This window comes from Paenarthrobacter sp. JL.01a, from assembly GCF_025452095.1.
In the GTDB taxonomy this organism is placed as follows: domain Bacteria; phylum Actinomycetota; class Actinomycetes; order Actinomycetales; family Micrococcaceae; genus Arthrobacter.
In genome coordinates, this window is sequence record NZ_CP104877.1 from 1,005,933 (window position 1) to 1,020,774 (window position 14,842).

The 14,842-nt window shown below is 62.4% G+C and carries 15 protein-coding genes; 10 read left to right on the plus strand and 5 right to left on the minus strand.

Annotated elements, in window-relative coordinates; all coding sequences use genetic code 11:
• The first annotated feature begins 4 nt into the window (after window positions 1-4).
• The 5 genes from N5P29_RS04960 (at window position 5) to N5P29_RS04980 (ending at window position 5,605) form a co-directional block, all read left to right on the plus strand.
• Complete coding sequence (locus N5P29_RS04960; RefSeq protein ID WP_262277546.1) at window positions 5-826, plus strand: DNA/RNA non-specific endonuclease; 822 nt, start codon at window positions 5-7, stop codon at window positions 824-826.
• Between the two features lie 57 nt (window positions 827-883).
• Window positions 884-1,435: an NUDIX hydrolase gene (locus tag N5P29_RS04965; RefSeq protein WP_262277547.1), complete on the plus strand. Its 552-nt coding sequence runs from the start codon at window positions 884-886 to the stop codon at window positions 1,433-1,435.
• A 138-nt stretch (window positions 1,436-1,573) separates the two neighbouring features.
• The gene (locus N5P29_RS04970; protein ID WP_262277548.1) at window positions 1,574-2,662 is read left to right on the plus strand and encodes a lipid II:glycine glycyltransferase FemX; all 1,089 of its coding nucleotides are present in this window, start codon (window positions 1,574-1,576) and stop codon (window positions 2,660-2,662) included.
• Window positions 2,663-2,773: 111 nt separating this feature from the next.
• Window positions 2,774-4,090 carry a peptidoglycan bridge formation glycyltransferase FemA/FemB family protein gene (locus tag N5P29_RS04975; protein WP_262277549.1) on the plus strand — a complete coding sequence of 439 codons (1,317 nt, stop codon included), beginning with the start codon at window positions 2,774-2,776 and terminating at the stop codon, window positions 4,088-4,090.
• 27 nt (window positions 4,091-4,117) lie between these two features.
• Entirely contained in the window at window positions 4,118-5,605 is a 1,488-nt protein-coding gene (locus tag N5P29_RS04980) for a threonine/serine exporter family protein (protein ID WP_262277550.1), read from the plus strand.
• An 82-nt stretch (window positions 5,606-5,687) separates the two neighbouring features.
• Here the strand turns inward: N5P29_RS04980 and N5P29_RS04985 are convergent, their stop codons facing one another.
• A complete protein-coding gene (locus N5P29_RS04985; RefSeq protein ID WP_262277551.1) occupies window positions 5,688-6,527 on the minus strand; it encodes a siderophore-interacting protein in 840 nt (279 codons plus the stop codon).
• A 108-nt stretch (window positions 6,528-6,635) separates the two neighbouring features.
• Window positions 6,636-7,403 carry a uracil-DNA glycosylase gene (locus N5P29_RS04990; RefSeq protein WP_262277552.1) on the minus strand — a complete coding sequence of 256 codons (768 nt, stop codon included), beginning with the start codon at window positions 7,401-7,403 and terminating at the stop codon, window positions 6,636-6,638.
• A 108-nt stretch (window positions 7,404-7,511) separates the two neighbouring features.
• Between N5P29_RS04990 and N5P29_RS04995 the strand changes: the two genes are divergently transcribed.
• The 5 genes from N5P29_RS04995 (at window position 7,512) to N5P29_RS05015 (ending at window position 12,098) form a co-directional block, all read left to right on the plus strand.
• Window positions 7,512-7,847, plus strand: a complete 336-nt coding sequence (locus tag N5P29_RS04995) for a DUF3263 domain-containing protein (RefSeq protein ID WP_144662710.1) — start codon at window positions 7,512-7,514, stop codon at window positions 7,845-7,847.
• A 49-nt stretch (window positions 7,848-7,896) separates the two neighbouring features.
• Window positions 7,897-8,523 (plus strand): LytR C-terminal domain-containing protein, encoded by a 627-nt coding sequence (locus N5P29_RS05000; protein ID WP_262277553.1) that lies wholly within the window; start codon window positions 7,897-7,899, stop codon window positions 8,521-8,523.
• A gap of 168 nt (window positions 8,524-8,691) precedes the next feature.
• On the plus strand, window positions 8,692-8,895 hold the full coding sequence (locus N5P29_RS05005; protein WP_262277554.1) for a cold-shock protein: 204 nt from the start codon (window positions 8,692-8,694) through the stop codon (window positions 8,893-8,895).
• Window positions 8,896-9,217: 322 nt separating this feature from the next.
• A complete protein-coding gene (groL, locus tag N5P29_RS05010; protein ID WP_262277555.1) occupies window positions 9,218-10,843 on the plus strand; it encodes a chaperonin GroEL in 1,626 nt (541 codons plus the stop codon).
• A gap of 217 nt (window positions 10,844-11,060) precedes the next feature.
• Window positions 11,061-12,098 (plus strand): ribonuclease HI family protein, encoded by a 1,038-nt coding sequence (locus tag N5P29_RS05015; RefSeq protein WP_262277556.1) that lies wholly within the window; start codon window positions 11,061-11,063, stop codon window positions 12,096-12,098.
• A gap of 95 nt (window positions 12,099-12,193) precedes the next feature.
• Here N5P29_RS05015 and N5P29_RS05020 read toward each other — a convergent pair whose 3' ends face one another.
• The 3 genes from N5P29_RS05020 to N5P29_RS05030 form a co-directional block, all read right to left on the minus strand.
• Window positions 12,194-12,484, minus strand: a complete 291-nt coding sequence (locus tag N5P29_RS05020; protein WP_262277557.1) for a WXG100 family type VII secretion target — start codon at window positions 12,482-12,484, stop codon at window positions 12,194-12,196.
• Between the two features lie 170 nt (window positions 12,485-12,654).
• Window positions 12,655-14,118: a sensor histidine kinase gene (locus N5P29_RS05025; RefSeq protein WP_262277558.1), complete on the minus strand. Its 1,464-nt coding sequence runs from the start codon at window positions 14,116-14,118 to the stop codon at window positions 12,655-12,657.
• A 2-nt stretch (window positions 14,119-14,120) separates the two neighbouring features.
• Window positions 14,121-14,831, minus strand: a complete 711-nt coding sequence (locus tag N5P29_RS05030) for a response regulator transcription factor (protein WP_026267426.1) — start codon at window positions 14,829-14,831, stop codon at window positions 14,121-14,123.
• Window positions 14,832-14,842 lie beyond the last annotated feature (11 nt).

Consider the following 14,842-nt stretch of genomic DNA (forward strand, 5'->3'; position numbering starts at 1 on the left):
ATGCATGAGCGGGGGATATGACAGGGACTTCTTGCGGGCACGCGTTGAGCTGCCCAGTCCGTCGGCAACGACGATTCTGTTGGATTACACCCACTTCTCCGTACGCTTCCGGGTAAACCGGAAGCTTGCGGCGATCGTGGGCGTCAACATCAGCGGCAGCGAACTGAATCCGCTGGCACGCGAGGGAACCTGGCATTTTGACGAGCGCGTTCCCAAGGAGCAGCAGGCCGGTCCTGACGTGTACAAGAACAACGCCTTCGACCGTGGTCATCTGGTTCGGCGCCTGGATCCGGTCTGGGGCGACCAAGCGACAGCCAAGAAGGCCAACCAGGACACTTTTGTCTTCACCAACGCAGCTCCACAGGTTGATGATTTCAACCAGGGCAAGGAACTGTGGGTCGGGCTGGAGGACCATGTCCTGGAGCACGCCGACTCCTTCGATGCCAAGCTCAGCGTCTTCACCGGGCCGGTCCTCCTGGATGACGATCCTCCCTACCGGGGCGTCCAGGTGCCGAGGAAGTTCTGGAAGATCGCGGTGTGGACCAACGACGCGAAACTGGGAGCTGCCGGCTTCATCCTTGACCAGTCGCCGTTGCTCGGGAAGGTAGAGCTCAAAAAGGCAATCACAGAACGGCTGCTGGAGGGCGAACCACCCCCGTTGGGTCCTTTCCGGACGTTCCAGGTTCCGATCGGCGAGATTGCCGACCTCACAGGGCTCAGCCTGAGCCGGCTCACGGCTGCGGACCGTCTAACCAGCGGCCAGCGTGAGCTGGGTAAGGCCCCGAAGGCGATCCAGCTCGAGAGCATGGAGCAGATCCGGTTGTAGGATGCTCGAGGAATCAGCCGGGACTTTACTGGCCAGAGGCCAAGATGGGGAGGCGCCGTGAGGGACGAAACCGCTTGGAATGTCAGCGATAGTCGCGTCGTCGTCAAAGACAAATGGATTTCTTTGCGGGCTGACGAGTGTGTGACGGCATCCGGCGTCGTGGTGGCACCGTATTACGTTCAGGAAAACCCGGAATGGGTCTCCGTTTTCGCCCTGGATCGGGCCCGGAATGTGGTGCTGATCCGGGAGTATCACCACGGCGCGGGAATAGTCGCGCTGGGGCTGCCAGGGGGCGGCGTGGAACCGGACGACAGTTCTTTCGATAATACTGTGAGGCGTGAACTCCGCGAGGAAACGGGATACGAAGCCGGAGAGCTGCACAGTCTCGGAAACTCCTGGGCCAACTGGAACAGTCAAAGCAACCGGGTCCACTTCTATCTGGCCCTGGACTGTGAACCCACTAGGGATCCCAGCCCGGATGAAGCAGAGGACATTGCCATCTCTCTTCTGCCATTGAGCGAATTTCACCCGGGAACGTTGGGCCAGGGCTATCACCGGCTGAACGCGTACATGGCAGCTGAACAGCTGGGTTCCGGGCCATCGTCGTAAGTCTGTGGAATGAAGATCACGGCGTTCCATGAGCCCGTCCACTCCGCGCCACTGAACCGCGTCCTCCCATGACCGATAGACTTGGGGCTGCATGTCCGCATGCGCACCTGCTTTGAACACTGCACCAAAACCCTGAGATTGGACACGGCCACCTTGCGAGAATTTACCGCCCGCTTTGCCACTGCCGAGGAAACCGATAACTGGGACAAGCACGTCACCGCCAACCCGCATGGCGGCAACATGCTGCAGTCGGACGCCTACGCGGCAGTCAAGGACGGCAACGGCTGGCTGGTCCGCCGGCTCGTCGTCGAGACCGCCGACTACGCCAGCTACAACCTCCTGCTGGAGAAAAAGTTTCCTGTCCTCGGACGGCTCTGGTACCTGATCAAGGGTCCCGACGCCGAGTCCGTCGACGACATCAAGCCGATGCTGGACGCCGTCGCCACCTTGGCGAGCGAGCAAAAGCTGAACGTGTTCACCATCAAGATAGAGCCCGACGTCGTGGAGTCACCTGAGGTGAGTGCGCAACTGAAGGCGGCGGGCCTGGTCAAGGCCCCGAACATCCAGTCCAACGACTTCACAGCTGTACTGGACATCTCTGCACCCGCCAACGAGGTCCTGCGGAGCATCTCATCCCGGGCCCGGAACGCCGTCCGCCGGGCGGAGCGGGAGGGCTGCGAGGTCATCCAGGAAGAAGCCGGCGAGGACAGCTACCGCAAGCTTTATGCCCTCATGCAGAACACGGTAAATGCCAAAGGTGCCATGCCGCTGCGTAGCTATGAGTACTACGCGGCATTCTGGGGAGAATTCAGCAGCAGGGGCCAGGGCCAGTTCTTCTTCGTTTATGAAGACGGCGCTCCGAGCGTTGGTGCGTTCGTGATCAACTACGGGTCCAAGGCCACCTATAAAGACGGCGGCTCCACCCAGAAGCGCAAGCAGTACGGCGACTCCCACTTGGTCCAATGGGCAGCGATCCAGCGGATGCAGGAGCTCGGCTGCGTGGAGTACGACTTCTGCGGCACACCTCCCGCGGCGAGTATCAAGGACAAATCCCATCCGCTGTACGGCCTGGGGTCCTTCAAGACGAGCTTCACCAAGACCGTCACTGACTTTGTGGGCTGCTACGACCACGTGCTGGGTCCAATCCGATACAAGCTCTGGCTCAAGGGTGCGGAGAAGGTCTTCAGAAGGCTCGAAACCATGCGTACCGGCGGCCAGTTCTACTGACAGGCCGCCCCAGCCAGCAAGCCAACGAACAGGCCCGCCCCGGCCACCAACGGGCGCAAAACTAATCTAGGTGAGGTAATTTCTTTGACTCCGATCGAGGCTGGAACCGACATGGAATTCGTGATTCTCAGCGACGCTGATTTCGAGACGTTCGCCAAGGGACACCCGCAAGGCAGCTTCATCCAGTCCATGGACCTAACGCGTTTCCAGCGTGCCCGCGGGCAAGAGGTCGAGCTCTTCGGCGTGACCCGCGGGGGGAGCCTCATTGCAGCGGGCAAGCTTACTTACACGTCCAACCGCATCGGCTACAAAACCGCGGACTGCGCCAAGGGACCGCTCATGGACTACAGCGACCCCGCCGTGGTTCGCTTCGTCGTCGAGCAGTTGAAAAAGCACGCGGCTTCGAAGAAGGCCGCGGAGCTGCGGATCTCGCCGAACCTGCGTTACATCGCACGCGATGAGGACGGTGCTGAGCACCCGGAGATCGAAGACAACCGCCCGTTGCTGAAGGAACTCGAAGGACTCGGGTTCAAGCACCAGGGTTTCGATATGAACTTCGCGAACATCAACTGGATGTTCATCAAGACCCTGGACGGCGTTGCCGATGCCGAAGAGCTCATCATGGGCATGAACTACCGCACCCGGAAGGCCATCCGAAAAGCGGAGAAGAACGGGGTGTACCTGGAGCAGGCCACGCTGGAAACGCTGGACGACTTCTACAACGCCCTCAAGACCGCCGGCGACGAGAAGGGCTTCACGTACCGCGAACGCGAGTACTACGAGCAATTGCTCCGCAACACCTCCGATGAGTTCACCAAACTCATGATGGCCAAGATCAACATCCCGGAGTACCGGGCGTCGATCACCGAGCGCCTTGAGGCGGAGTCCAAAACCTTGGCCGGGCTCAAGCGGGAGGTGGAGGAAACCGGCAGCAAGAAGAAGGCCAACCGCGTCAAAGTGGTTCAGGACCTTGTGGACAGCTACGAGCGCAGCCTCAAGGACATTGAGCGCTTCCCGGACTCGGTGGGCGTGGCAACTGTGGCTGCCATCCACTTTGCCTGCTCGGGCGACGAACTCACCTGCGTGATCGGCGGGACGGTCCAGGACTACATCTATTTCAACGGTGCAACGTCCCTCTACTGGGGCATGATGCTGCACGCGCTGAACAACGGCTACTCCCGGTACAACTTCTACGGCACTTTCGGAATCCAGGGCCAGGACGAGACCGGCCACGGCGGGTACGAATTCAAGAAGGGCTTCGGCGGTGAAGTAGTTCAGTTGCTGGGTGATTTTGTTGCTCCCGTGAACCCCCTGAAGTACAACGCGTACCGCGTTGCCAGAAAGCTTGCAGGAGCCGCCCAGACGGTACTGGGACGATTGCCGCTTGAGAAATTGCCGGTACTAGGAAGACTCCAGGGGAACCGCTAATCAAACAAGCCAGAGGAGGATCACCGCGTGACTGAACGCCCCGATGGGTCCACCGGCAGGCCCCATACCGACGGGTTGCCCAAGACCCAGCCATTGCGCCCGTCGCAGGTACGGCAGAACGTCAATGCCAAACGCATGCTCATGCGCCTGGTGCAGGGTGATAGCCCGCCCACGGCCCCCATGAATATCGTGGATCGTCTCGCGGGCAGTCCTTACGCGAACCCCACCATCCAAGTGGTGGGCGTTGATGCCTCGGCCCGTAAGACCATCGATTTCGCGCTCCATCTGGCCGAAGTCATGTTCCGGTACGGTGCAGGTGCGTTGGAAGTCGAAACGAGCATGATCGCTGTCACGGCTGCGCTCGGCTTGAAGAACGTGGAGGTGGACATCACCAACCAGTCGGTGGCCATCAACTACGCGCCCAAGGACCAAACCCCCATTACGCTGCTGCGTGTGGTGCGCTCCTGGACCAATAACTACGCAGGTTTGGCACAGGTCCATCAACTGGTCACGGACATCGTTGCCGGGGGAGTGGGGCGCGACGAAGCCGTCCGCAGGCTGAACGACATCATCCGCAGTGCAAAACCCTTCCCACGGTGGATGGTCACGATTGCTTTCGGTATTTTTGCCGCGGTCTTCGTTGGCGTGCTGGGTGGGGGAATTGGCGCCTCGGCGGTGGCCTTTGCGTCCAACATCGTCATCAGCCTGCTCTCGCGTCAGCTCGCACGATGGCGCACGGCCGACTTCTTCAACACCATGGCCTGCGCCTTCTTCGTCACCTTTGTTGCCCTGATGCTTCGTTGGGCGGGGGTGGAGATAGCGCCATCCATTGTGGTGGCGGGCGGGATCCTGCTGCTGCTTCCGACTGGCCGCCTGGTGTCATCGGTCCAGGATGCGATCAACGGCTTCCCTGTGACCGCCGCAGGCCGGTTCCTTTCCACGCTGCTGACCTTCGGCGCGATCGTCGCGGGCATCGGCGTCGCCGTCGTGGTCGGAACGCTCATGGGCAGCACGGTCCTGGACGTCACGCAGACTTTCCCCGACGCCTACCCGTTGTGGGGCCAAGCCATCCTGATAGCCATCGCGGTGGTCGCGATTGGCGTCACCGAGCAGACCCAAATGCGGTTGCTGCTTCCGACGGCGGCAGTTGGGTTGGTGGGCTTCTTCGTTTTGTGGGGGGTCGGCCAAGCGGGACTGGGCGACCGTTTGTCGCCCGCCGTCGCTGCCGTCGTCATCGGCCTCCTTGCCCGCGTAGTCGCCCTGAAACTGGGTGCTCCCCAACTGGTGGTCGCCGTTCCGGCGGCGCTGATCCTGCTCCCCGGGCTCACGATTTTCCGCTCTATGTATGCCCTGACCGTCGAAGGCGGAGACATTCTCCTGGGCGCGGGCGGCATGCTCAACGCAGGCGCGATCGTGCTCGGGGTGGCGGCTGGAATCGTGCTCGGCGACAACCTTGCGCGGCCACTGACCAAGGGCCTCTCCAGCAACGAACGCCGGAGGGTCCGCAGACGCTAAGACGCCCCCTCCCTCCCGAGTTTTTGTACAGATAATGCCCCTAAAAGGATCTTTTGGGGGCATTATCTGTACAAAAACTCGGCTAGATCTGGCCGACGGGGAGTTTCTTTTCCGCCTGGAAGACTTCCTCCACACGGCCCTGCGCCCAATACCCGGACAACGAAACCTGCGAACGTTCGAGTCCGCGCTGGACAAAGAAGATCTCCCGCAGACCCTTCATGTATCCGCGCTCACCGTGGGCGAAGACATCTACCCGCCCGGGCAACCACTCGGTGCCGCGGAGGGCTTCGAGGAGAAGGTCGCTGGACCCTGCGGGCGTGCCCTTACGCAACAGCCAGTGGATCTTCACTCCCTCCGGGGCTGAGATCGGGAGGGCATCGGCCTCGTTGTCGACTTCAAGGTAGACAGTTCCGCGGGCGTCGGGGGCGAGGGCTTCAACGCAGGCGGCGATGGCGGGAATCGCAGCGTCATCTCCCGCGAAGAGGTACCAGTCGGCGTCGGGGGAGGGGTTGTAGCCACCTCCGGGGCCGGTGAAGACCAGGGAATCTCCGGGCTTGGCCGCAGCAGCCCAAGGGCCTGCGAGGCCTTCATCGCCATGGACGACGAAGTCGATGGCCAGCTCCTGCGTCTCCAGGTTCACCCACCGGATGGTGTAGGTCCGGGTGTGCGGCCACTGTTCGCGGGGCATGGTCTCGCGGATGGTCCAGAGATCAAGGGGCTGTTCGTAGTCCACGCCATCCTGCGGAAAGACGATTTTGACGTAGCGGTCCACGTAGTCGTTGTTCGCGTAGTCGCTGAACCCGGGTCCGCCAGCCACGATCCGCACCATGTGCGGCGAAAGGCGTTCGCTCCGCAGGACGGTCAGGTTGACCTGCGGGCGGGTGTTGCGTGTGGCGGACGATGTGACAGGAAGAGCGGTCATATAGGCAAGCCTAAGCTAATTGGCTGGGTGCTTGATGGGTATGCGTCGAAGGTTACACACGCTCGCTCACGTTCCCGGTGTTTGGTGGGATGTGAGTGAGGGTCGGCGCTACAGGACCGGGAGTTCCCAGTCCACGGGCTCCGCGCCCTGCCCGGCCAGCAGTTCGTTGGTCCGGCTGAAAGGCTTGGACCCAAAGAAACCCCGGGACGCCGACAACGGGCTGGGGTGCACTGAAACTATCGACGGCGCGTCCCCCAGCAGCGGTGCGACACCTTCGGCGTCCTTGCCCCACAGGATGGCGACCAGCGGCTTCCGGTGCCCGGCACCATCCGTACGGTTTACGACGGCGGTGACTGCCGCCGTCGTAATGGCCTCCCATCCTTTGCCGCGGTGGGCGCCGGCGTCGCGGGCCTCCACGGTGAGTACGCGGTTCAGCAGCAGGACGCCTTGCTCTGTCCACGCGCTGAGGTCGCCGTGGACGCGGGGTGGGAGGCCGAGGTCGTCCTGGAGCTCGCGGTAGATGTTGGCCAGGCTGCGGGGGATGGGGCGGGTTTGGCGGGAGACGGAGAAGGAGAGCCCCACTGCGTGTCCCGGAGTAGGGTACGGGTCCTGGCCCAGCAGCAGCACCTTGACCTCGGCCAGCGGTTGGCGAAAAGCGCGGAGCACGTTTTCCGAGGCGGGGAGGACGTGTTTTCCTTCCCCGGCGCGACGTGCGACGTATGCCAGCGCATCACGAAGGTGCCCTTCCACAGGACGCATCGCCTCGGCCCAGTCGGGAGCCATCAGCTCCTTGAGGGGCCGGTCAATCAGCGTGGCGAAGCCAGGATCGGCTTCGCCAGCGGGTTCAAGATCAAAGAGAGCATCCTCGCCAGTCACCCGGCCATTGTCTCCCGCGTGGCGGAGGTGGAGCGAATGACAGCGATGTTATTCGCCCGTAACATAGGGGTAGGACATTTTCCCCAACAAGCGTCGAAGGAGTGTGCCGTGGCAGAACCAGCACCGGAACCAATGGCGCCGCAGGCTGACGGACTGGCCCTGGAAGACCTCGCGGCCGATACCCGAAGCGACTCGCCGCTGAGCGAGCGGGACCAGCAGATGTTGGCGCTTGAACGGCAGTGGTGGAAGTATGCCGGGGCGAAAGAGCAAGCCATCAGGGAGCTCTTCGATCTTTCCGCCACCCATTACTACCAGATCCTGAACGCGCTGATCGACACTGAGGACGCGTTGGCGCACGATCCCATGCTCGTGAAGAGATTGCGTAGACTACGTACGTCCCGCCAGCGGGCGCGGACAGCGCGGCGCTTGGGGTCGGACGCGTAATTCGCAGGTGCGATCCGTCAGCAGCAACCAGCAAGGACAACGCTTCACCATGACCAAATATGCCAGGGACGAATTCGACCAGGTCCCACAGAACACCTCCCGGCAGGGCGTTCACCGCGACAACCAGGACGCCGCGCGCCCCACGTTGTGGCCGGTCCTGACCGTCGGAGCCGTGGCGTTGGTACTCGGCCTGGTGGCGTTCCTTATCCTGCCGAACCTCGGGATTGTCGCCCCCAGTGCGTCATCAAGCGTCACGACGCCGGCACCCCAGCAAACCTCGACGTCGCCTTCGGCTGCTCCTTCCGCTTCGAGCAGCGCACCGCCTGCCTCCAACGAACCAAGCACCCAGCCGTCGCCGTCGGCCACGCCGTCGTCGTCGCCGTCGCCCTCCACCGCCCCGGTGGACAAGAGCGTTCCGGTCGCTGTGTACAACGGAACCGGCACCGCCGGCTTGGCCGGCCGGGTGGCCGGGCTGGTGCAGGGCGGTGGCTGGACTCTTAGCACTGTCGCCAACTGGGGCGGCCTTCCGCAGCAGACGTCCGTGATCTTCTACAACGCTCCTTCCCAGAAAGCCAATGCCGAGGCTTTGGGCGCGCTTCTGGGGATCCAGTCGATCGTGGAGACCCCTGATGTGCAGCAACCACTGGTTGTAGTAGCGGGACCCGGCTACCAGTAACCGCGCCGCTCCAGGGCCCAAAAACCCAAACTCGGTTAAGCCTCAATAACAAAACCAGCGCCCTGCCCTTTGGGGGAAGCGCAGGGATAGTGACTGTGGTTACAGTGGATTAATTCCGGTCCGGAGATCCCGGCAACCGGTCTTGGCTACTGCGAAAGTGTGGGCATCATGGCATTGGGAACCGTCAAATGGTTCAACGCCGAAAAGGGCTACGGATTCATCACTGTGGATGACTCCGGCGACGACATCTTCGTGCATTGGTCGGCTATCCAAATGGATGGCTTCCGGGCCCTCGAAGAGGGCCAGCGTGTTGAGTTCGAGTTGGGTGAGGGCCAGAAGGGTCCGCAGGCCGAAGGCGTGCGCGTAGCCTGAGGCTTTCAGTGCTCGCCGTAACGGCGGTCAGCTCTCGGCTGAAACCCTCTTCGCGGGTGCCAAAAGTGGCGCCTCTGCTTGCACTCTCACCAGTCGAGTGCTAATTATTGATTTAGCACTCCTACGGTTCGACTGCTAATCCGATCCGGCTCCCGCCGGTAACGGAATGATGGTTGAACCGCTGGGGGACCAAGAAACACCTTGGTGGGGTGAGGTCCGGAGCGCGGGGCATACAGAGGCTGCACGCAAAGGACCGTCCGTCGCGGGCATCCCACCTGACAGGTACCTTCTTAACGACTGTCCCGAAAGGACTACCGCCGTTATGGCCAAGATCATTGCATTTGATGAAGAGGCACGCCGCGGCCTCGAGCGGGGCCTGAACACCCTCGCTGACGCCGTCAAGGTCACCCTCGGCCCGCGTGGACGCAACGTCGTCCTCGAAAAGAAGTGGGGCGCTCCCACGATCACCAACGATGGCGTTTCCATCGCCAAGGAGATCGAGCTGGACGACCCTTACGAGAAGATCGGTGCTGAGCTGGTCAAGGAAGTTGCCAAGAAGACGGATGACGTCGCTGGCGACGGTACCACCACTGCAACCGTTCTTGCCCAGGCACTGGTAAAGGAAGGCCTGCGCAACGTTGCCGCCGGCGCCGACCCGCTGTCCCTCAAGCGCGGTATCGAGAAGGCTGTTGAGGCAGTCATCAGCGAACTGCTGACCTCCGCCAAGGAAATAGAAACCAAGGAAGAGATCGCAGCTACGGCTTCCATCTCCGCCGGCGACCCGGAAATCGGCAGCCTGATCGCCGAAGCCCTGGACAAGGTGGGCAAGGAAGGCGTCATCACGGTTGAAGAGTCCAACACCTTCGGTCTGGAACTCGAGCTCACCGAAGGCATGCGCTTCGACAAGGGCTACATCTCCGCTTACTTCGTCACCGACGCAGAGCGCCAGGAGACGGTCCTCGAAGACCCGTACATCCTGATCGTCAACTCCAAGATCTCCAACGTGAAGGAACTCGTCACGGTTCTGGAGAAGGTCATGCAGTCCAACAAGCCGCTGCTGATCATCGCCGAAGACATCGAGGGCGAGGCCCTGGCCACCCTGATCGTCAACAAGATCCGTGGCACCTTCAAGTCCGTTGCCGTCAAGGCTCCGGGCTTCGGTGACCGCCGCAAGGCACAGCTGGCCGACATCGCCATCCTCACCGGTGGCCAGGTCATCTCCGAAGAAGTCGGCCTCAAGCTCGAAAACGCCGGCCTGGACCTCCTTGGCACCGCCCGCAAGGTTGTTGTCACCAAGGACGAGACCACCATCGTTGAAGGTGCCGGCGACGCCGACGCCATCGCAGGCCGCGTCGCCCAGATCCGCGCCGAGATCGAAAACTCCGACTCCGACTACGACCGCGAGAAGCTGCAGGAGCGCCTGGCCAAGCTGGCCGGCGGCGTTGCAGTCATCAAGGCCGGTGCCGCAACCGAAGTTGAGCTCAAGGAACGCAAGCACCGCATTGAGGACGCTGTCCGCAACGCAAAGGCTGCTGTTGAAGAAGGCATCGTTGCCGGTGGTGGCGTTGCCCTCATCCAGGCCGGTGCCAAGGCATTCGCCAACCTCACCCTGCAGGGTGACGAGGCAACCGGTGCCAACATCGTCAAGGTTGCCATCGATGCTCCGCTGAAGCAGATTGCCTTCAACGCCGGCCTCGAGCCTGGCGTAGTGGTGGACAAGGTCCGCGGCCTGCCTTCCGGCCACGGCCTGAACGCTGCCACGGGTGTCTACGAAGACCTTCTGGCTGCAGGCGTGAACGACCCCGTAAAGGTCACCCGCTCGGCTCTCCAGAACGCTGCTTCCATCGCCGGTCTCTTCCTGACCACCGAGGCCGTAGTTGCCGACAAGCCTGAGAAGAACGCTCCGGCTCCCGGTGGCGACGACATGGGCGGCATGGGCGGCTTCTAAGCCACCTGTCCTGCTGCGTCACGCATAGCAAGTACGACGGCGGTCCCCACCTTCTGGTGGGGGCCGCCGTCGGCGTTTCAGCGAAGTGCCTGGGTCGCCGAACGACTACGAATACGTCCAATTCGTAGGGAAAATTACGGCGATTTCGCATGGTTCCCACGTTCTCGGTGGGCGCGGAGACAGCTTTAGTGTCGGTGCGGTCTGGCAGGATTAACGTATGACGATTATTGCTGCCGCCGACGGGTCCGCCCTCGGTAATCCTGGACCGGCCGGATGGGCCTGGTACGTTGATGACTCCTGCTGGCGAGCGGGAGGATGGCCGCACGGGACCAACAACCAGGGAGAATTGATGGCTGTCCTGGACCTGTTCCGGTCCACAGCCCACGTGCCGCACGAAGAACTGCTCATCCTCTGCGACAGCCAATACGTCATCAACTGCATTACCAAGTGGATGTCGGGCTGGAAGCGCAAGGGCTGGCGCAAGGCCGACGGGAAGCCGGTCCTGAACGTTGACATCCTCAGAGACATCGACCAGGCGATCGTGGGGCGTAAGTACACCTTCGAGTGGGTCAAGGGTCACGCGGGCCACGACCTCAACGAAGCTGCTGACGAGCGTGCACGCGCGGTGGCCTTGGCCTACCAGCAGGGCGTAGCCCCACGGACCGGTCCGGGCTTCCCGGGTGCCTTGGAGGGCACTGCCTCCTTGGAGGGCTCTGCCTCCACCGAAAGCGAGGCCTTGCCGGGTACGCCGGCCGCCCAGACGGCGGTCCGGATCCCCGAGACAGTACCGGCGCCCGTGCGCCCGGACCGGAGCATCCGGCCACACTTTGAACCCACCCTTTTTGGTGAATCGGGCATCTTTGGCCAGGCAGATCTGTTCAGCGAACTTGGCGATGACACCTCGGCCCCGGAACTTTCGGCGGAGGACACTGTGGTGGCCTTGGAACGCGAACTGTTGCGTCCGGACGTCAGGGCCGACATCGGCAGGATCGGAGTGCTGCTCCACCCGGACTTCGCAGAGATCGGCAGCTCGGGCCGTTACTGGACCCGTGAAGCCATGATGATGGCACTCGAGGAGGACCCGGGAGATGCTACCGAACTCGAACTGCTGAGTGCCGACCGGCTCAGCGAAAACACCATCTTGCTGACGTACCGCAGCCTCAGCCACACAGGTTCAGCACTCAGGAGTTCCGTGTGGTCGCTGGACCGAGGCCAATGGCGGCTCCGGTTCCACCAAGGGACGCTGGAGAAGTAGGGAACGTAGCGGTGAGGCTTTGGAGCGCCGGGTATTAACCTGTAGGGCCGGACGCACAGGGGGATGGCAGCCGGCCCTACAGGAGTTCACAGGAGCTAATACATGAAGCGCTGCGTGTTGCCCTGCTCAACCTCGGAGTAGCTTGTAGCTGCCGAGGACAGGGCCGTGGTGATGGAAGCCAACGATGCTTCAACCTTGCTTTGGGTGAGCGCCCATTCCACCACCAAGGCTTGAAAGTTCGTGGCCGCAGAACCCTTCCACGTAGCCTGCAGTTCCTCCAAGCCCCGCGTCATGGTGTGCACGTCGGAACTGATGCGGTCCACAGTTCCTTTGACGTTTGCCGACTTGAGCTGAAGCAGCTCGGTATCAACGGAAATGACGCTCATGGGTGTTGCCTTTCGACGAAGATGTGCCGCTGAATGCGGGGATGCGTGAGCACTGCATTCAGCCTAGGTTTCGCGTTTGGCGCCCGAAACGGTTCTTCGCCGGTATGTGGACAAACGGTGCTATGTGGAAAAGAAGCGCCGTGGATAAGCAGCGCGCCGTAACAGCAGCGTTAGGCGGAAGGCGCCTCGGCCGGCTCTTCGTGGAACGGCAGCCGTACCACCAACGTGGCCCCGCCGCCGTCGGTCTCCCTGACCTGAACGGAACCACCGTGGGAACCCACTATCGCTGAAACGATCGCAAGGCCCAGGCCGCTGCCACCGGTTTCCCGGGTCCGTGACGTGTCAGCCCGGTAGAAGCGTTCAAAGATCTTGTTGGTTTCCGCATCCGGAATGCCGGCCCCGTGATCGCGGATCTCAATCACGGAATCCTTGCCGGCCGGGGTATCGCGAACGCCCACGGCGAGCTCGATCGGTGATCCTTCGGGCGTGTAGCGCAAGGCATTTCCCACCAGGTTTCCAATGACCTGGCGAAGTTTCGCCTCGTCTCCCTGTACCGGCGCAGCGGAGGGGGAACCGTCGTCGAGACCTGTGAGCGTGATGGTGCGGTCCCCGGAGGAGGCCCGGGTATCCACCACGGCGTCATGCGCCAGGAGCTGAAGGTCCACCGGCTTGAGCTGCAACGGCCGCTGCTCATCAAGCCGCGCCAGAAGGAGCAGGTCCTCCACCATGGAACCCATCCGCTTGGCTTCGCTTTCGATCCTCCCCATGGCCATGGCGACATCCTCTTCGGTGGAGAGGGCGCCGTGCCGGTAGAGCTCGGAGAAGCCGCGGATGGTCACCAGGGGAGTCCGAAGCTCGTGGGAGGCGTCAGCTGCGAACCGCCGCATCCGGCCTTCGGACGCAGCACGCGCGGCGAAGGAGGCTTCAATGTGGGCGAGCATGGCGTTGAGGGAACCGCCGAGGCGTCCGACTTCGGTGTGGGGGTTGTCCACTTCCACACGGCGCGAGAGATCGCCGGCGGCGATGGCGGCCGCGGTCTTTTCCACTTTCGCCAAGGGCCGGAAGGATCGCGCCACAGTCCAGGTGGCGATGAAGAAGGCCAGCACCAAGGTCAGGAGGCCAACGCCCACCACCACCAGAACAGCATGCTCCATGACTTTGTCCACGGGTGTCAGGGGCAGCCCGATGATGACCACGCCGTTTTGCCCGTTGGCAACAACGCCGACGGCGACAACCCGCCAGTTTGTTCCGGCGGTGCCCTTGACCTGGAACGGCGCGTTGGCGCGCTGCTTTGCCTCCAGCGGGGTGATGTTGGCGATAGCGGGCCGGTCGCTCTGGCTGCCGCCGAACGGATACGGCGCGAGGTCCGGGACGTACAGCGTCAGTGAATAGTCCGTGGGAACAGCGGTGTCCGCAGGCGCAGCGCTGTTGGGCTCGGTCAAACGGTCAAAGGACTGGCGATCCTGGGCCAGAGCCACCGCGGCCTTGAGCTTGTCGTCCACTTGGCCCTGCAGGTAGCTCTTGACGAGCGTCAGGGTACCCGCTCCTGTTGCCGCAAGGGCAAGCAGAAGCAGGCACATGATGATGGCAACCAGCTGCGACCGCAGTGATGCCGACTTCCAGCGTTGCAGCAAGGTCAGCGCTTCTCTGCCGTCCGCAGCACGTAGCCCACGCCGCGCTTGGTCTGGATGAGGGCTGCGGCATCGGGATCGATGTCCACCTTGCGGCGCAGGTAGGAAATGTAGGACTCCACGATCGAGGCGTCGCCGTTGAAGTCGTACTCCCACACGTGGTCAAGGATCTGGGCCTTGGACAACACACGGTTGGGGTTGAGCATGAGGTAGCGCAGGAGCTTGAACTCCGTGGGGGAGAGCTCGATGACCGTGCCGCCACGGCGCACTTCGTGTGCGTCGTCGTCGAGTTCGAGATCGTCAACGCGGATCACCGCATCGTCATCTTCCAGCGGCTGGGTACGCCGAAGAACGGCCCGGATGCGTGCCACGACCTCGTCCAGGCTGAACGGCTTGGTGACGTAGTCGTCGCCGCCAACCGTGAGGCCCGTGACCTTGTCCTCGGTATCGTCCTTGGCGGTCAGGAAAAGGACGGGGAAATGCTTGCCGGCCGCACGAAGGCGTCGGGTGACGGTAAAACCGTCCATGTCCGGAAGCATGACGTCCAGGACTGCCAGGTCCGGGGCATGAAGGTCGGCTGCTGCGAGGGCTTCGCGACCGTTGGCTGCGGCCACCACCTCGAAACCGGCGAAACGCAGCGACGTGGACAGAAGCTCGCGAATGTTGGGTTCGTCGTCAACCACAAGGAGCTTGGCTTCAGGACCGTTCTTTTTCATGACACCCATAG